Annotated in this window: 18 protein-coding genes; 7 read left to right on the forward strand and 11 right to left on the reverse strand. The window is 66.5% G+C overall.

Annotated features, from left to right (window positions below; genetic code table 11):
• The first annotated feature begins 39 nt into the window (after positions 1 to 39).
• From rplU to proB, 4 genes are all read left to right on the forward strand, one after another.
• Positions 40 to 351, forward strand: a complete 312-nt coding sequence (rplU, locus tag BM133_RS23145) for a 50S ribosomal protein L21 (RefSeq protein ID WP_042578903.1) — start codon at positions 40 to 42, stop codon at positions 349 to 351.
• A 12-nt stretch (positions 352 to 363) separates the two neighbouring features.
• A complete protein-coding gene (gene rpmA, locus BM133_RS23150; protein WP_013543198.1) occupies positions 364 to 624 on the forward strand; it encodes a 50S ribosomal protein L27 in 261 nt (86 codons plus the stop codon).
• Positions 625 to 695: 71 nt separating this feature from the next.
• Positions 696 to 1,772: an Obg family GTPase CgtA gene (cgtA, locus tag BM133_RS23155; RefSeq protein WP_093438904.1), complete on the forward strand. Its 1,077-nt coding sequence runs from the start codon at positions 696 to 698 to the stop codon at positions 1,770 to 1,772.
• Positions 1,773 to 1,848: 76 nt separating this feature from the next.
• The gene (proB, locus tag BM133_RS23160) at positions 1,849 to 2,988 is read left to right on the forward strand and encodes a glutamate 5-kinase (RefSeq protein ID WP_093438907.1); all 1,140 of its coding nucleotides are present in this window, start codon (positions 1,849 to 1,851) and stop codon (positions 2,986 to 2,988) included.
• 65 nt (positions 2,989 to 3,053) lie between these two features.
• On the opposite strand, the gene BM133_RS23165 is transcribed toward proB, so the two are convergent.
• Positions 3,054 to 3,647: a CNP1-like family protein gene (locus tag BM133_RS23165; RefSeq protein WP_093438910.1), complete on the reverse strand. Its 594-nt coding sequence runs from the start codon at positions 3,645 to 3,647 to the stop codon at positions 3,054 to 3,056.
• Positions 3,595 to 4,263, reverse strand: coding sequence for an RNA pyrophosphohydrolase (locus BM133_RS23170; RefSeq protein WP_093438912.1), 669 nt, complete (start codon positions 4,261 to 4,263; stop codon positions 3,595 to 3,597). Before BM133_RS23170 ends, BM133_RS23165 begins: the two co-directional genes overlap by 53 nt.
• 146 nt (positions 4,264 to 4,409) lie before the next feature.
• Here BM133_RS23170 and BM133_RS23175 point away from each other — a divergent pair, with 146 nt between their 5' ends.
• Both BM133_RS23175 and BM133_RS23180 read left to right on the forward strand, forming a co-directional pair.
• On the forward strand, positions 4,410 to 6,155 hold the full coding sequence (locus BM133_RS23175; RefSeq protein WP_093438915.1) for a proline--tRNA ligase: 1,746 nt from the start codon (positions 4,410 to 4,412) through the stop codon (positions 6,153 to 6,155).
• 53 nt (positions 6,156 to 6,208) lie between these two features.
• On the forward strand, positions 6,209 to 6,889 hold the full coding sequence (locus BM133_RS23180) for a lytic transglycosylase domain-containing protein (RefSeq protein ID WP_093438918.1): 681 nt from the start codon (positions 6,209 to 6,211) through the stop codon (positions 6,887 to 6,889).
• Between the two features lie 104 nt (positions 6,890 to 6,993).
• Here BM133_RS23180 and BM133_RS23185 read toward each other — a convergent pair whose 3' ends face one another.
• The 6 genes from BM133_RS23185 to hemA form a co-directional block, all read right to left on the reverse strand.
• The gene (locus BM133_RS23185) at positions 6,994 to 8,277 is read right to left on the reverse strand and encodes a polyamine export protein PaeA (RefSeq protein WP_093438920.1); all 1,284 of its coding nucleotides are present in this window, start codon (positions 8,275 to 8,277) and stop codon (positions 6,994 to 6,996) included.
• Positions 8,278 to 8,422: 145 nt separating this feature from the next.
• Positions 8,423 to 8,935, reverse strand: coding sequence for a cupin domain-containing protein (locus tag BM133_RS23190; protein WP_093438923.1), 513 nt, complete (start codon positions 8,933 to 8,935; stop codon positions 8,423 to 8,425).
• A 16-nt stretch (positions 8,936 to 8,951) separates the two neighbouring features.
• Positions 8,952 to 9,278 carry a Grx4 family monothiol glutaredoxin gene (grxD, locus tag BM133_RS23195; RefSeq protein WP_093438925.1) on the reverse strand — a complete coding sequence of 109 codons (327 nt, stop codon included), beginning with the start codon at positions 9,276 to 9,278 and terminating at the stop codon, positions 8,952 to 8,954.
• Between the two features lie 31 nt (positions 9,279 to 9,309).
• Positions 9,310 to 10,158, reverse strand: coding sequence for a peptide chain release factor N(5)-glutamine methyltransferase (prmC, locus tag BM133_RS23200; protein ID WP_093438928.1), 849 nt, complete (start codon positions 10,156 to 10,158; stop codon positions 9,310 to 9,312).
• Positions 10,158 to 11,246: a peptide chain release factor 1 gene (gene prfA, locus BM133_RS23205; RefSeq protein WP_093438931.1), complete on the reverse strand. Its 1,089-nt coding sequence runs from the start codon at positions 11,244 to 11,246 to the stop codon at positions 10,158 to 10,160. The genes prmC and prfA overlap by 1 nt, the downstream gene beginning before the upstream one ends.
• Before the next feature lie 96 nt (positions 11,247 to 11,342).
• Positions 11,343 to 12,614 (reverse strand): glutamyl-tRNA reductase, encoded by a 1,272-nt coding sequence (gene hemA, locus BM133_RS23210; protein ID WP_093438933.1) that lies wholly within the window; start codon positions 12,612 to 12,614, stop codon positions 11,343 to 11,345.
• Positions 12,615 to 12,727: 113 nt separating this feature from the next.
• On the opposite strand from hemA, the gene BM133_RS23215 reads away from it, so the two are divergent.
• A complete protein-coding gene (locus tag BM133_RS23215; RefSeq protein ID WP_093438936.1) occupies positions 12,728 to 13,006 on the forward strand; it encodes a hypothetical protein in 279 nt (92 codons plus the stop codon).
• Between the two features lie 7 nt (positions 13,007 to 13,013).
• On the opposite strand, the gene BM133_RS23220 is transcribed toward BM133_RS23215, so the two are convergent.
• Genes BM133_RS23220 through BM133_RS23230 form a run of 3 tightly spaced genes read right to left on the reverse strand, consistent with a single transcriptional unit; the run spans position 13,014 to position 15,216 of the window.
• Positions 13,014 to 13,526: a GNAT family N-acetyltransferase gene (locus BM133_RS23220; protein ID WP_093438939.1), complete on the reverse strand. Its 513-nt coding sequence runs from the start codon at positions 13,524 to 13,526 to the stop codon at positions 13,014 to 13,016.
• A complete protein-coding gene (locus BM133_RS23225; RefSeq protein WP_093438940.1) occupies positions 13,526 to 14,320 on the reverse strand; it encodes an ABC transporter ATP-binding protein in 795 nt (264 codons plus the stop codon). The genes BM133_RS23220 and BM133_RS23225 overlap by 1 nt, the downstream gene beginning before the upstream one ends.
• Positions 14,320 to 15,216, reverse strand: a complete 897-nt coding sequence (locus BM133_RS23230; RefSeq protein ID WP_093438943.1) for an ABC transporter permease — start codon at positions 15,214 to 15,216, stop codon at positions 14,320 to 14,322. The genes BM133_RS23225 and BM133_RS23230 overlap by 1 nt, the downstream gene beginning before the upstream one ends.
• Between the last annotated feature and the right edge of the window lie 4 nt (positions 15,217 to 15,220).

Below are 15,220 nucleotides of genomic sequence, written 5' to 3' on the forward strand. Positions count from 1 at the left end.
CGGAATTCGCTGCGGAGACTCATTTCTAAGAGGTCTTACATGTACGCGGTCATAAAAACCGGCGGCAAGCAGTATCGCGTTGCTTCCGGCGAAAAAATTAAAGTAGAACAGATTGCTGCGGACGTAGGCCAGGAAATCGTGATCGACCAGGTTCTGGCCGTCGGAAACGGCGCTGAAATCAAGGTTGGCACGCCCCTGGTGTCCGGCGCAACGGTGACAGTCACGGTACTGTCGCACGGCAAGCACGACAAGGTCGGCATCTTCAAGATGCGCCGTCGCAAGCATTATCAGAAACGTCAAGGCCATCGCCAGCAGTTCACCGAACTGCAAATCGGCGCGATCGCCGGCTAAGGAGCACATTCCATGGCACAGAAAAAAGGCGGCGGCTCAACGCGAAACGGGCGCGATTCCAAGCCCAAGATGCTCGGCGTGAAGGCGTTCGGCGGCGAACTGATCAGCGCAGGCTCGATCATCGTGCGCCAGCGCGGCACCCAGTTCCACCCCGGCGTGAATGTCGGCGTGGGCAAGGACCACACGCTGTTCGCCCTGGTCGACGGCCACGTGTCGTTCGGCCACAAGGGTGCGCTCAACAAGCATATGGTCAACGTGACCCCCGCGGCGTAAGCCTCGCGTCACTTCGATCAGCCCGAGGCCCCGCTTTGCCGGGGCTTCTTCATTTGTAAACTGGACATCCCATGAAGTTCGTCGACGAAGCCTTCATCGACATCGCCGCCGGCGATGGCGGCAACGGCTGCGTGTCGTTCCGTCATGAGAAGTACAAGGAATTCGGCGGCCCCAACGGCGGCGACGGCGGCCGTGGCGGCCACGTCTTCGCGGTGGCCGACTCGAATCTGAACACGCTCGTCGATTTCCGCTATTCGCGCCGGCACGAAGCCAGGCGCGGCGAACACGGCATGGGCTCCGACATGTTCGGCGCCGCGGGCGACGACATCACGCTCAAGGTGCCGGTCGGCACGATCATCAGCGACGTCGAAACGGGCGAAGTGCTGTACGAACTGCTGACCGAAGGCGAGGTCATCACCATCGCCAAGGGCGGCGACGGCGGCTTCGGCAACATGCGCTTCAAGAGCGCCATCAACCGCGCACCGCGCCAGAAGACGCCCGGCTGGCCCGGCGAAAAGAAGAGCCTGAAGCTCGAACTGAAGGTGCTTGCCGACGTCGGCCTGCTCGGCATGCCGAATGCGGGCAAGTCGACGCTGATCAGCGCCATCTCGAACGCGCGGCCGCGCATCGCGGACTATCCCTTCACCACCCTGCATCCGAATCTGGGCGTCGTGCGCGTCGGCCCGGAGCAAAGCTTCGTGGTGGCCGATCTGCCTGGGTTGATCGAAGGTGCGTCTGAAGGCGCCGGCCTCGGCCATCTCTTCCTGCGCCACCTGCAGCGCACCCGGCTGCTGCTGCATGTGATCGACATGGCGCCATTCGACGATGCCGTCGACCCGGTCGCCCAGGCCAAGGCCATCGTGGGCGAGCTGAAGAAATACGACGCAACGCTGTACGACAAGCCGCGCTGGCTGGTGCTGAACAAGCTGGACATGGTGCCCGGCGACGAGCGCGCGGCGCTGGTGAAGGACTTCGTCAAGCGGCTGCGCTTCAAGGGCCCGGTGTTCGAGATATCGGCGCTCACGCGCGAGGGCTGCGAGCATCTGGTGCAAGCCGTCTACCAGCAGGTCAAGGCCCAGCAGGTGGCGGAGCAGGAGCCGGTCGAGGTCGATCCGCGCTTTGTCCAGCTGCCGCCCGATCCGGCCTGAGTGCGGCATGGCATCGAGATCGATGCGACTTCACAGATAGCAAAATCAGCAGCATTCACGACCGCCACACGCCTCAATGACCTCGAATTCCGGATCCACTGCCTTGCGGGATGCCCGCCGTATCGTCGTCAAGGTGGGCTCCAGCCTCGTGACCAACGAGGGGCGCGGTCTGGACGAGGCGGCCATCGGCGAGTGGTGCCGGCAGCTCGCGGCGCTGGTGCGCGAAGGACGCGAGGTCGTGATGGTGTCCAGCGGCGCCATTGCCGAAGGCATGAAGCGCCTTGGCTGGCGCACCCGCCCGCGCGAGATTCATGAGCTCCAGGCCGCTGCGGCCGTCGGGCAGATGGGCCTGGCCCAGATGTACGAGACCAAGCTGCGCGAGAACGAAATGGGCAGCGCCCAGGTCTTGCTGACCCACGCCGACCTGGCCGACCGCGAGCGCTATCTCAATGCGCGCTCGACCCTCGTCACGCTGCTGCGCCTGGGCGTGGTGCCGGTCATCAACGAGAACGACACCGTCGTCAACGACGAGATCAAGTTCGGCGACAACGACACGCTAGGCGCGCTCGTGGCCAATCTGGTCGAAGCCGACGCGTTGATCATCCTGACGGACCAGAAGGGCCTCTTCACAGCCGATCCGCGCAAGGACCCGGACGCCAGGTTCGTGCACGAAGCGGCGGCTGGCGACCCGGCGCTCGAGGCCATGGCGGGCGGCGCCGGCTCCAGCCTCGGACGCGGCGGGATGATCACCAAGATCCTGGCCGCCAAGCGCGCGGCCGGCTCGGGCGCGTCGACCGTGATCGCCTGGGGCCGCGAGGCCGACGCCCTGCTGCGCCTGACGCGCGGCGAATCCATCGGCACGCTGCTGGTGGCGCAGACCGCCAAGCACCAGGCGCGCAAGCGCTGGATGGCCGACCACTTGCAGCTTCGCGGCGCCGTCATCGTCGATGCGGGTGCTGCGGCCAAGGTGCGCGCCGAAGGCAAGAGCCTGCTGCCCATCGGCATGACGGGCGTCTCTGGCGAGTTCTCGCGCGGCGACGTGATCGCGGTGCGCGATGCGCAAGGCATCGAACTGGCCCGGGGCCTGGCCAACTACTCGAGCGTGGAGGCGCGGCTGCTGTGCCGCAAGCCGTCCAGCGAGTTCGAGCGCCTGCTGGGCTACGTCGCGGAGCCGGAAATGGTCCATCGCGACAACATGGTGCTGATGCCCAGCTGATCGGCAGATCGGCCAAAGAAAAACGGGGCCAAGGCCCCGTTTCTTCATCTCGGCGTCGCCTTTGCCTATTGCACTTCGCGAACCGGATTGCGGATGTTCTGCACCATCTCCCCGACCGAGCTGCGCGGCGCGTTGCCACGGCAGATGCCTTGGTCGGACAGCGCCACCGTGTAGCGCGAATTCAGGTCGATGATGCGCTTCCATTCCTGCTTGGTCACTTCCTGCCATGCGCCGTTGTTGTAGCGCGCATAGCTCTTCATCTCGGCGGTCGAGCAGCGCACGCCTTCGTAGAAGGCGTTGAGCGCGCCGCCGCTGCGGTTGCTGGCCACCACCACGTAGCGCACGATGCCGTCGGGCGTGATCGTGATCGTTCCCGGATCGATGCCGAACTTCAGGCTCATGTACGGTGGCATCGCGATCGGCAGCAGGCGGCTTTCGCTGAAGGCCGGCGGCGGCGGGGCCGCGGATTCTTCCCATTCCTTGTCCGTCTCGGAACGCTTGGGTGCAGGGGCTGAACCCACCTGCGCCCAGTCGGGGTTGTCGGTGTCGTACTTGCCTGTTCCGCAGCCGGCGAGGATGCCGAAGCAGGCGAGAAGAAGTACGCGCTCAGCGTGGCGTCGGAAAGAAGGGCGTGCTGTTGTTGGGAGAGGGAGGTTCATCGCTCGCAGAAGGAATGTCGGGATGCGGATCGAAACTGCCGCCGGGCGGCAGGTCCAGACCCGCGGGCGCTCCGGCGTCCAGCGGATGGCGCTCGAATTCTCGGGCGCGCACGTTGCTGCGCAGGAAGCGGTTGCGGAAATCCTGCCGAGGCAGGTAGCGAGCAAGCTCGGTGAGCGCCATCTCGTAGACGCCGCGCTTGAACTCGACGACGACATCGAGCGGCACCCAGTAGTCATGCCAGCGCCAGGCGTCGAATTCGGGATGGTCGGTTGCACGCAGGTTCAGATCCCAGTCGTGGCCGGTGAGTTGCAGCAAATACCAGATTTGTTTCTGGCCCTTGTAGTGGCCCCGTGCGTCACGGCGGATGAACCGATCCGGCACCTCGTAGCGCAACCAGTCGCGGGTACGGGCCACGATGCGCACATGCTCCGGATGGAGCCCCACTTCCTCGTGCAGTTCCCGGAACATGGCTTGCTCGGGACTTTCGCCGCGGTCTATGCCGCCTTGCGGAAACTGCCAGGAATGCGTGCGTATGCGCTTGCCCCAGAAAACCTGGTTTCTCTGGTTGAGCAGGATGATGCCGACGTTGGGCCTGAAGCCGTCCCGGTCGAGCATAATCAAACCCCAATTTTTGAACTGAGTCGATTATGCATGCCGGGTTGCCCTCGGCAAGCCGCGATGCCAGTCTCTCAGGGTCTCTCCGGGGGAGCAGTCCCCCACTTCCGAACCTCGAATTCAGCGATTCCATCACCACGATCCCGATGAAAGCTTCCCGATTTTTTGTCTCCACCCTCAAGGAAGCGCCCGCTGACGCAGAGGTCGCGAGCCACCGGCTCATGATGCGCGCCGGCATGATCAAGAAGCTCGGCACGGGCATCTACACCTACATGCCGATGGGGCTGCGCGTGATCCGCAAGGTCGAGGCGATCGTGCGCGAAGAAATGAACCGTGCCGGCGCCGTCGAGCTCGCCATGCCGGTCGTGCAGCCGGCCGAGTTCTGGCAGGAGACCGGCCGCTTCGAGAAGATGGGCCCCGAGCTCCTGCGCATCAAGGACCGGCATGACCGCGACTTCGTGATCCAGCCCACCAGCGAAGAAGTGGTGACCGACATCGCCCGCCAGGAGATCCGCAGCTACAAGCAGCTGCCGAAGAATTTCTACCAGATCCAGACCAAGTTCCGCGACGAGCGCCGTCCGCGCTTCGGCCTGATGCGCGGGCGCGAATTCATCATGAAGGACGCCTACAGCTTCGACCGCGACCTCGATGCGGCCAAGGCCAGCTACCAGGTCATGGCACAGGCGTACCGCAACATCTTCGATCGCTTCGGCTTGCGCTACCGCGCCGTGGCGGCCGACAGCGGCGCCATCGGGGGCGACCTGAGCGAAGAGTTCCAGGTGATCGCCGCCACGGGCGAAGACGCCATCGTCTATTGCCCCGAGAGCAATTACGCCGCCAACATGGAAAAGGCCGAGGCGCTCGCCCCGGCCGGCCCGCGCCCTGCGGCCGCCAGGGCGCTCGAGAAGACGCCGACTCCCGGCAAGAGCACCTGTGCCGACGTGGCGGAGTTTCTCGGCGTTCCCCTCTCGACGACAGTCAAATCGTTGGTGCTCGCCACCGACGTCTTGGATGCAGCTGGTGGTCTCATGGGCGTCAAGATATGGATGCTGCTTCTGCGCGGTGACCATGACATGAATGAGATCAAGGTCAGTAAGTTGCCAGGATTAGATGGCGGTTTTCGCTTCGCTACTCCAGCTGAAATCGAGGCACATTTCGGCTCGCGGCCAGGCTACCTTGGACCAATCAAGCCTCTATTGCCGGTCATCATCGTTGCCGACCGCGACGTTGCTGCGATGGCTGATTGGATCGCGGGCGCGAATGAAGCCGGCTATCACGTGGTCGGCATTAATTGGGGCCGCGACCTGCCCGAGCCCACTCTTGTGGCAGACATTCGCAACGTCGTCGCCGGCGACGCCTCGCCCGACGGCAAGGGCGTGCTGGCCATCGAGCGGGGCATCGAAGTGGGCCACGTGTTCGTGCTCGGCACCAAGTACAGCAAGGACATGAACGCCACGTACCTGGACGAAGGCGGCAAGCCGCAGTTCCTCGAAATGGGCTGCTACGGCATCGGCATCACCCGCCTGCCGGCCGCGGCCATCGAGCAGAACCACGACGAGCGCGGGATCATCTGGCCCGACGCGCTGGCACCGTTCACCGTGGTGGTCTGCCCGATCGGCATGGACCGCAGCCCCGAGGTCAAGGCGGCCGCCGAGGCGCTCTACGAAGAATTGCTCGCCAAGGGCGTCGACGTGCTGCTGGACGACCGCGGCGAGCGCCCCGGCGCGATGTTCGCCGACTGGGAACTGATCGGCGTGCCGCACCGCGTGGTCATCTCCGACCGTGGCCTGAAAGAGGGCCAGCTCGAATACCAGCACCGCCGCGATACCGCGGCGACGAAGGTGCCGTCGGCCGGCATCGCCGACTTCATCGCCGGCAAGCTCGCCGCATGAGCTTCACCGGCCGTTGCAGCGACGACCCAGGGGCAACTGCCGAGGCGGGTGGCATGGCCATCTCCCGGCGCAGGTGCATCGGTGTCGCTGCTGCTTCGGGCGTGCTGTCGCTGGCCGCGCTGCCGCAGACCGCCTTTGCCGGTGCCCAGATCGAAGAGCCCCTGATCGACTCGGTGCGCACCGCGCTGAGCTCGGCCATCCACAACAAGGCGCCGCCGGTGCCGGAATTCACGACCACCGAGGCGCGCCTGGCCTACTTGCGCTGGCTCGGCGAAATGAGCGAGCGGCTCAAGAAGAAGATCGCCGACTGGCCCTCGCGCAAGGAATTCCTGCAGACCATCTGGTACGAGGCCAAGCGCTCGGGGCTCGATGTGAGCCTGGTGCTCGGGCTGGTGCAGGTCGAGAGCAACTTCCGCAAGTTCGCCGTGTCCAGCGCCGGTGCGCGCGGCTACATGCAGGTCATGCCGTTCTGGACCCGTGTGATCGGCGACAGCGATTCGGCCAAGCTCTTCCACATGCAGACCAACCTGCGCTTCGGCTGCGTGATCCTGCGCCACTACCTCGATCGTGAGAACGGCGACCTGTATATGACGCTGGGTCGCTACAACGGCAGCCGCGGCAAGTCGCCGTACCCGAACGCCGTGTTCGCGAACCAGCGGCTCTGGGCCTACGACGACAAGGCGCGCGAACGCGACAGGGATCGCGAACGCGAAAAGGACCGTTCGGCAGCTTGAATCTCTGTTTCAGGAATACCGCGGAACCGGCTTCGCTGGGCCGCGGGTATTGCCCCCGGTAGGGGGAGGCGAAGCGATACGAGGTGCGCAGCCCAGGGGCGAGCCTAGGTTTTTGTGACCATCACCTGGTCGATGCGATAGCTGTCGACGTCCATGACTTCGAAGGTGTAGCCGCCCCAGGTGACGCTGTCGGTCCGCTTGGGCACGCGGCGCAGCATCACCATCAGGAAGCCCGCGAGCGTCTCGTATTCGTCCGCATGCGGCAGCTCGTCGATGTGCAGCGCGCGCTGCACGTCCTGGATCGGCGTCACGCCATCGATCAGCCACGAGTTCTCGTCGCGCTTGACGATCTGCTCCTCGTCGGGCATCGAGACGAGGTCGCCCATCACCGTGCTCATCACGTCGTTGAGCGTGATCACGCCCACCACCAGGCTGTACTCGTTGACGATGATCGCGAAGTCTTCGTGCGCCTGCTGGAACTGCTCGAGCACCTCGGTCAGCGAGAGCCGGTCGGGAATCACCAGCGCCTTGTGCAGCGTGAGGCCCTGGTCGAAGGCCAGCGGCTGGCCGCTGAGCACGCGCTGGAACATCTCCTTGGCATCGACATAACCGAGCACGTGGTCGATGTCGCCGTCGCACACCGGATAGGCCGAGAAGGGCTCGGCCACGATGCGGGCGCGCAGCACCGACTCGGGGTCGTCGTGCAGGAACCAGGCGATGCTCTCGCGCGCCGTCATCACGCTGCTCACGAGGCGCGTGTCGAGCTCGAACACGTTGGCGATCACCTGCTGTTCGCGCACCGCGAGCACGCCGGCCCGCGCACCGGCCTCGGTCATCGCGAGGATGTCGGCCGAGGTGATCTTGTCGTCGCGTGCCATCGGCATGCCGAGCACCTTGAACAGCAGGTCGGTGCAGCGCGTGAAGAACCACACCAGCGGCTTGAAGGTGGTGATCAGCACCAGCATCGGCCCGACCATGCGCACCGCGATGCGCTCCGGATCGCTCATGCCCAGGCGCTTGGGGAACAGGTCGGCGAACACCAGGAAGACAGCGATCACGATCACGAAGGAGCACAGGAACGCCACGCTCGCGGACGCTTCCACGCTCAGCCAGTTCTCGAAGAAACGCGCGAAATACGGACTGAGCGAGCCCTCACCCACGACGCCGCCGAGGATCGCCACCGCGTTGAGGCCGATCTGCACGACGGTGAAGTAATGGCCGGGCTGCTCCTGCACGCGCAGCACGCGTTCGGCGCGCGCGTCGCCCTCGTCGGCCATCTGGCGCAGGCGAAGGCGCCGCGAGGCGGCCAGGGTGATTTCGGCGAGGGAGAAGAACGCGCTCATCGCGATCAGCAAGACGATGACGAGCAGGCTTTGGGTGAGGTTCATGGTGGCACAGCGAAGAGCGCCATGGTGCCATGACTGGGTGGCGATTCCAGCAACGCAGCGGAACCGGCTTCACCGGGCCGCAGGTGTTGCCCCCGGAAGGGCGTTGGCGAAGCGGCACGAAGTGCGCGCAGCCTGGGGGAGAAGGCTATACCCCGCCGTGCGGGTGGGTCGGGTCGACCCACAGGACCGATTCGGGTTTCTCTACAGGCTCGATATCGAGATTGACCGCCACGGCCTCGCCATCGCTGCGGCACAGCACGCATTCGAGCGTCTCGGTCGCGCTCGCGTTGATTTCCTGGTGCGGCACATAGGGCGGCACGTAGATGAAGTCGCCCGGCCCGGCCTCGGCGGTGAACTCGAGCTTCTCGCCCCATCGCATGCGGGCCCGGCCGCGCACGACGTAGATCACCGATTCGAGGTGCCCGTGGTGATGGGCGCCGGTCTTGGCATCGGCATGGATGGTCACCGTGCCGGCCCAGAGTTTCTGAGCGCCCACGCGGGCGAAGTTGATGGCGGCGGCCCGGTTCATGCCGGGCGTCTGCGCCGTGTTGACGTCGAGCTGGTTGGCCCCGATCACGCGCACGCCGTCGTGCTTCCAGGCCGGAGCGGCGTCGTCACCCTCGTGCGCGTGGCCGTGGTCCGCGTGATCGTGGCTCATGGCAAGCCTTGCGGAATCAGGCGGGGCTGCCGTTCACCACCTGCTGCAGCTCGCCCGACTCGTACATCTCCATCATGATGTCCGAGCCGCCGACGAATTCGCCCTTCACGTAGAGCTGGGGAATCGTGGGCCAGTTGCTGTATTCCTTGATGCCCTGGCGGATGCCGTCGTCTTCGAGCACGTTGACGGTCTTGAGCGTCTTGGTGTCGACGCCCACGGCCTTGAGGATCTGGATCGCGCGGCCGGAGAAACCGCACATCGGGAAGCTGGCATTGCCCTTCATGAAGAGCACGAGTTCGTTGGTTTTGACGAGGTCGTCGATGCGTTGCTGGGCGTCGGACATGGGGACTCCTGAAAAGTGGGGGCTGAAGGGATTATTTCACCGCGCGCCAGATTCCGCCCGAGCAGCGCTGGATGCCTGCCAGGTCGTCCCGGCTTTGGACTTCGGCGAAGCCGCGGGTTTCGAGCAACTGGCGCACGGCCACGGCCTGGTCATGGCCGTGTTCGAGCAGCAGCCAGCCGCCTTCTGCGAGGTGGACAGGGGCGTTCCGGACGATCTGGCGGATGTCGTCGAGGCCGTCGGCGCCCGCGACCAGCGCGGCCGAGGGCTCGTGCTGCAGCGCGGGCAGATGTGGGTCGTTGACGGCGATGTACGGCGGATTGCTGGCGATGACCCTGTAGCCGTCGGCGGCGCCATCGAGCCAATGGGCCTGGGCAAAGCGCACCGGCAGGCCCAGGCGCCGGGCGTTGGCCTCTGCGACGGCCAGCGCGTCGGCACTGGCATCGACCGCATCGACCTGCGCATCCGGGCGCGCATGCTGCAGCGCCAGCGCGATCGCGCCGCTGCCCGTGCCGAGGTCGAGCACGCGCGGAGCGGCGCTGCCTTCGAGGCATTGCAGGGCCCAGTCGACCAGCGTTTCGGTGTCCGGTCGCGGCACCAGCACCCGTGCGTCCACTTGCAGGCTGAGGCCGTGGAATTCCTTTTCACCGAGCAGGTAGGCCACGGGCTCGCCCGTCAGCCGGCGCGACAGCTGCAGCGCGAGCGCGACCCATGACGCATCGGAAAGGGCATCGGTGTCGTGCGCGAGCAGCCAGGCGCGGTCGTGCGGCGCGCGGCCCAGCGCGTGCAGCAGCAGCAACTGGGCGTCGAGCCGATCGACGCCCAGGGCCACGGCCGCTGTCAGTGCCTGCGCCACGGTGGAGGGCTTGGTGACTTCGGTCATCACGCCGGCAGGCCAGCTTCCAGCTCGGCCAGTTGCTCGGCCTCGCGCGCGGCGCGCAGCGCTTCCAGCACGTCGCCGAGGTCGCCTTCCATGATCGCCAGCAGCTTGTAGAGCGTCAGGTTGATCCGGTGGTCGGTGAGCCGCCCCTGCGGGAAGTTGTAGGTGCGGATGCGGTCCGAGCGGTCGCCGCTGCCGACGAGGCCCTTGCGCATCGCCGCGTCCTTGGCGGCGCGCTCGCTGCGGTCTTTTTCCTGGATGCGCGCCGACAGCACCTGCAGCGCCTTGGCCTTGTTGCGGTGCTGGCTGCGGTCGTCCTGGCACTCGGCCACGATGCCGGTCGGGATGTGCGTGATGCGCACGGCCGAGTCGGTCTTGTTGATGTGCTGGCCGCCGGCGCCGCTCGCGCGGTAGGTGTCGATGCGCAGGTCGGCCGGGTTGATCTGCACCGCCACGGCCTCGTCGGGCTCGGCCAGCACCGCGACCGTGCAGGCGCTGGTGTGGATGCGGCCCTGGGTCTCGGTGGCCGGCACGCGCTGCACGCGATGGCCGCCCGATTCGAAGCGCAGCTTGCCGAAGACGTCGTCGCCCACGATGCGGATCACCACTTCCTTGTAGCCGCCCAGTTCGCTCGCGCTCTCGCTCACGATCTCGCAGCGCAGGCCGGCGCGTTCGCAGTAGCGCGTGTACATGCGCAGCAGGTCGCCCGCGAAAAGCGCCGACTCGTCGCCGCCCGTGCCGGCGCGGATTTCCATGAAGGCGTTGCGCGCGTCGTCGGGGTCCTTGGGCAGCAGCAGGCGCTGCAGGTCTTCTTCGAGCTGCACCAGCTCGGCCTGGGCGCCGGCGATTTCCTCGCGCGCCATCTCGGCCATGTCCGGGTCGCCGAGCATTTCATTCGCGCCGGCGATGTCGGCCTCGCGTTGCTTGTAGCGCTCGTAGCGCCCGGCGATCTGCGTGACCTCGGCGTGCTCGCGCGAGATGGTGCGGTACTGCGCCATGTCGCTCATGATGTCTTCGCGCGAGAGCAGGAAGTCGAGCTCGCCCAGGCGCTGGACGTAGCGTTCGAGTTGATGGCGAAGAAAGGATTTCACGGAAGAAGAGGCTCGAAAAAATGGGGGATGAATGCCGCGTGCAGCGGCATGGCGCAAGGGGCCGCGGCACGCAGGCCGGGCCGCTGACGAGCGTCGCTAACGCTCTTTGCGCAGGAACAGGCGCGAGAGGGTCTGCGCGGTCTGCTCGCGCGATGCGGCATCGCCCGAATGCAGCTCGGCCATCGCGCCGTGCATCATCTTCTGCGTGAGCCCGCGCGACATCGCCTCGAGCACCGCATCGACCGATTCGCCCTTGGCCAGGAGCTTGCGGGCGCGGGCCATCTCGGCGGCGCGCCATTCGTCGGCCTGCGCATTGAGCTGCTGGATCAGCGGCACGGCGCCGCGCTGGCCCAGCCAGTGCATGAAGCTCTGCACGCCCGCGTCGATGATCACTTCGGCCTGCGCCACCGCGGCCTGCCGGTTGGCCTGGCCCTGCTGCACGACCTGCGCGAGGTCGTCCACGGTGTAGAGGTAGACGTCCTCGAGCGCCTTCACTTCGGGCTCGATGTCGCGCGGCACGGCCAGGTCGACCATGAACATCGGGCGGTGCCTGCGCGCCTTGAGCGCGCGCTCGACGGCACCCAGGCCGATGATCGGCAGCGTGCTCGCGGTGCAGCTGACGACGATGTCGAATTCGGCCAGCCGTGCCGGCAGGTCGGCCAGCCGCATGGCTTCACCGCCGAAGCGCGAGGACAACTTTTCGCCGCGCTCCAGCGTGCGGTTGGCAATGGCGATGGACTTGGGCTCCTTGGCCGCGAAGTGCGTGGCCGCCAGGTCGATCATTTCGCCCGCGCCGACGAACAGCACGCGCGTCTTGCGCAGGTCTTCGAAGAGTTGTCCGGCCAGCCGCACGGCCGCGGCTGCCATGCTGATCGAATGCGCGCCGATCTCGGTGGACGTCCGCACTTCCTTGGCGACCGCGAACGAGCGCTGGAACAGTTGGTTGAGCGTGGTCCCCAGGGCGCCGACGGTCTCGGCCGCGCGCACCGCGTCTTTCATCTGGCCGAGGATCTGGGCTTCGCCGAGCACCATCGAATCCAGTCCGCTGGCGACGCGAAAGACATGGCGCGCAGCTTCGTCGTCGTGCAGGGTGTAGGCATGGGAGCGCAGCAGGGCGGGGGCCACGCCGCCGCTCTCTGCAAGCCAGCCGACCGTGTGGTCCAGGGCGATGTGCTCGGAGGCGCAATAGATCTCGGTGCGGTTGCAGGTCGAGATGATCGCGGCCTCGACCTGGGGGTGGCGGCCGCTGGCAAAGGAGCTGCGCAGGCTCTGCAGGGTCGGGGCGATCTGATCGAGCGCGAACGCAAAACGACCGCGCAGATCGAGCGGCGCGGTCGTGTGGTTCAAGCCAAGAGCCCAGACTGACATGGGCGTGATTATAAAATCAGCAGCCGCACCAGGCTTGCCGAAGGACAAATGGCTTTCCCTATAACAGCCATAACCTTCACCGCATGTGAGCGGCCTCCCTCTCCGACTGCCCGATGGACCTGCTGGCCCTCCTCGATCACCTGCTTAATTTTGTGGCACCCGCGGCGTTCATCGCGCTGGTGCTGGTCCTCGCGGGCCGCTTCCTGGGCGGGCGACGCACGGGCGTTGCGCGCTGGTGGGTGCAATGGGCGATCACCTTCGGCGCCGGCGTGGGGGTTCTGGTCGTCGGCCTGGTGGTCTTCGGGCGCGACGGGGTGATGACGACCTACGCCGCGCTCGTGGCCGTCTGCGGCACCGTGCAGTGGCTCGCGATGCGCGGCTGGCGGCGCTGATCCCGGGTCAGTCCAGCCGGCGGGCCATGTAGACCGACGTAGCTGGATAGGTCGCCAGCCGGGCCTGCTGCGCCGGGTCTGCCGGCTGCGTCGCGGCATAACGCTGCCGCTCCCAGAAACCCGCCGAAGACTGCACCGACACCAGCGTCGAGTGCCGCCAGCCGGCCCGCACCGCGTGGTCCCACGCATGCCGCACCAGCCGCGGCCCGAGGCCCAGCCCCGAGGCACTCGGATGCACGGCCAGGTCGTGCAGGTACAGCGCATCCGGCACTGGCGCGACCTCGAATTCGCCATGCAGCGGCGTGAGCTTGCCGGTCATCGAGGGGTAGGCCGCCAGATAGGCGCTGACGGCACCCGCATGCACCGCCACCCAGCCCGTCTCCGGCGCCGAAGCCAATCGCCGCGCGATCAGCGCACCGTCTTCCACGAAGCCCGCGCCGTAGCAGGCGAGCTGGATGGCGAGCACCGCCTCCAGATCGTCCGCGCGCATCGCACGCAGGAAGACGGCGCCTGCCGCCATCAGGCCAGCAGCAGCTTGTCGTCGTCGAGCTTTTCGCCGCGCGTCTGCTCGAACATGCGCAGCAGGTCGGGCACATCGAGGCCCGAGCGCTCCGGCCCGGCCACGTCCAGGATCACCTGCCCCTCGTGCAGCATCACGGTGCGCGAACCGTAGTCCAACGCCTGCCGCATGCTGTGCGTCACCATCATCGCAGTGAGCTGGCTGCCCTCGACGATCTTGGCGGTCAGCTCCAGCACGAAGGCGGCGGTCTTCGGGTCCAGCGCGGCCGTGTGCTCGTCCAGCAGCAGGATGCGCGAAGGCTTGAGCGACGCCATCAGCAAGCTCACCGCCTGCCGCTGACCGCCCGAGAGCAGGCCGATGCGGTCGGCCAGGCGGTTTTCCAGCCCCAGCTTCAGGATCGACAGCTTCTCGCGGAACAGCTCGCGAAGGCCCCGGTTGAGCGCGAAGCCGAAGCCCCGCCGCTCGCCGCGCTTGTACGCCAGTGCCATGTTCTCCTCGATGGTCAGCGCCTCGCAGGTGCCGGCCATCGGGTCCTGGAACACGCGGGCCACCATGCCCGAGCGCTGCCAGGCGTTCATGCGCGTCACGTCCTTGCCGTCGATCTCGATGCTGCCCTTGTCCACGATCAGGTCGCCGCTCACCGCATTGAGAAAGGTCGACTTGCCCGCGCCGTTCGAGCCGATCACGGTGACGAACTGGCCGGTCGGAATTTCCAGGCCGAGGCCGCGCAGCACGCGGTTCTCGATCGGCGTGCCCGGGTTGAAAGTCATCTCCAGTTGTTGGGCGCGCAGCATCAGTTCTTCCCCTTGAAGAGTCCGCGCAGCTTGCGCTTGTAGGCGGGGATCAGCAGCGCGACCGCGACCAGCACGGCGGTGACCAGGTTCAGGTCCTGCGCCTGCAGGCCCATGAAGTCGGTGTTGAGCGCCATCGCGATGAAAAAGCGGTAGAGCAGCGCGCCGAGCACGCAGGCCAGCGTGGTGATCACCATGCTGCGCGCGGGCAGGAGCGTCTCGCCGATGATCACCGCGGCCAGGCCGATCACGATCGTGCCCACGCCCATCGAGATGTCGGCCGTGCCCTGGCTCTGCGCGAAAAGCGCGCCGGCCAGCGCCACCAGCGCGTTGGAGAGCGCCAGGCCCGCCATCGTGTGGAAGTCGGTCGAAATGCCCTGGGCCCGCGCCATGCGCGCGTTGCCGCCGGTGGCGCGCATCGCCAGGCCCGCCTCGGAGGCGAAGAACATGTCGACCAGGATCTTCGCGGCGATCACGATCAGCAGCAGCAACAGCGGCTTGGCCCATTGCTCGGGCATGCCGCCGAAGTCGACCATGGTGAACACGGTCGGCTCGGTGATGAGCGCCACGTTGGGCTTGCCCATCACGCGCAGGTTGACCGAGTAGAGCGCGATCATCACCAGGATGCTCGCCAGCAACTGCATGATCTTGAGCTTGACGTTCAGCCAGGCCGTGACCCAGCCCGCGGCCGCGCCGGCCACGCAGGCCACCGCGGTGGCCGCCACCGGGTTCCAGCCGAGGACGATCAGCGTCGCGGCCACGGCGGCGCCCAGCGGAAAGCTGCCGTCCACCGTGAGGTCGGGAAAGTTGATGATGCGAAACGACATGAAGACGCCCAACGCGACCAGTCCGAATATCAGACCGATCTCGATGGCGCCCAGCGAAGCGATGAGCGACATAAAG

Origin of the sequence: Variovorax sp. 770b2 (assembly GCF_900115685.1) — a bacterium.
Taxonomy (GTDB): Bacteria; Pseudomonadota; Gammaproteobacteria; order Burkholderiales; family Burkholderiaceae_C; genus Variovorax.

Excerpts from the sequence above, each read along its gene's own strand:
- BM133_RS23230 (WP_093438943.1), bottom strand. The coding sequence starts at position 15,216 with ATGTCGCTCATCGCTTCGCTGGGCGCCATCGAGATCGGTCTGATATTC.
- rpmA (WP_013543198.1), top strand. The coding sequence starts at position 364 with ATGGCACAGAAAAAAGGCGGCGGCTCAACGCGAAACGGGCGCGATTCC.
- prmC (WP_093438928.1), bottom strand. The coding sequence starts at position 10,158 with ATGACCGAAGTCACCAAGCCCTCCACCGTGGCGCAGGCACTGACAGCG.
- BM133_RS23190 (WP_093438923.1), bottom strand. The coding sequence starts at position 8,935 with ATGAGCCACGATCACGCGGACCACGGCCACGCGCACGAGGGTGACGAC.
- BM133_RS23180 (WP_093438918.1), top strand. The coding sequence starts at position 6,209 with ATGGCCATCTCCCGGCGCAGGTGCATCGGTGTCGCTGCTGCTTCGGGC.
- BM133_RS23175 (WP_093438915.1), top strand. The coding sequence starts at position 4,410 with ATGAAAGCTTCCCGATTTTTTGTCTCCACCCTCAAGGAAGCGCCCGCT.
- BM133_RS23220 (WP_093438939.1), bottom strand. The coding sequence starts at position 13,526 with ATGGCGGCAGGCGCCGTCTTCCTGCGTGCGATGCGCGCGGACGATCTG.
- proB (WP_093438907.1), top strand. The coding sequence starts at position 1,849 with ATGACCTCGAATTCCGGATCCACTGCCTTGCGGGATGCCCGCCGTATC.
- BM133_RS23170 (WP_093438912.1), bottom strand. The coding sequence starts at position 4,263 with ATGCTCGACCGGGACGGCTTCAGGCCCAACGTCGGCATCATCCTGCTC.
- grxD (WP_093438925.1), bottom strand. The coding sequence starts at position 9,278 with ATGTCCGACGCCCAGCAACGCATCGACGACCTCGTCAAAACCAACGAA.
- BM133_RS23215 (WP_093438936.1), top strand. The coding sequence starts at position 12,728 with ATGGACCTGCTGGCCCTCCTCGATCACCTGCTTAATTTTGTGGCACCC.
- rplU (WP_042578903.1), top strand. The coding sequence starts at position 40 with ATGTACGCGGTCATAAAAACCGGCGGCAAGCAGTATCGCGTTGCTTCC.
- cgtA (WP_093438904.1), top strand. The coding sequence starts at position 696 with ATGAAGTTCGTCGACGAAGCCTTCATCGACATCGCCGCCGGCGATGGC.
- BM133_RS23185 (WP_093438920.1), bottom strand. The coding sequence starts at position 8,277 with ATGAACCTCACCCAAAGCCTGCTCGTCATCGTCTTGCTGATCGCGATG.
- BM133_RS23165 (WP_093438910.1), bottom strand. The coding sequence starts at position 3,647 with ATGAACCTCCCTCTCCCAACAACAGCACGCCCTTCTTTCCGACGCCAC.
- hemA (WP_093438933.1), bottom strand. The coding sequence starts at position 12,614 with ATGTCAGTCTGGGCTCTTGGCTTGAACCACACGACCGCGCCGCTCGAT.
- BM133_RS23225 (WP_093438940.1), bottom strand. The coding sequence starts at position 14,320 with ATGCTGCGCGCCCAACAACTGGAGATGACTTTCAACCCGGGCACGCCG.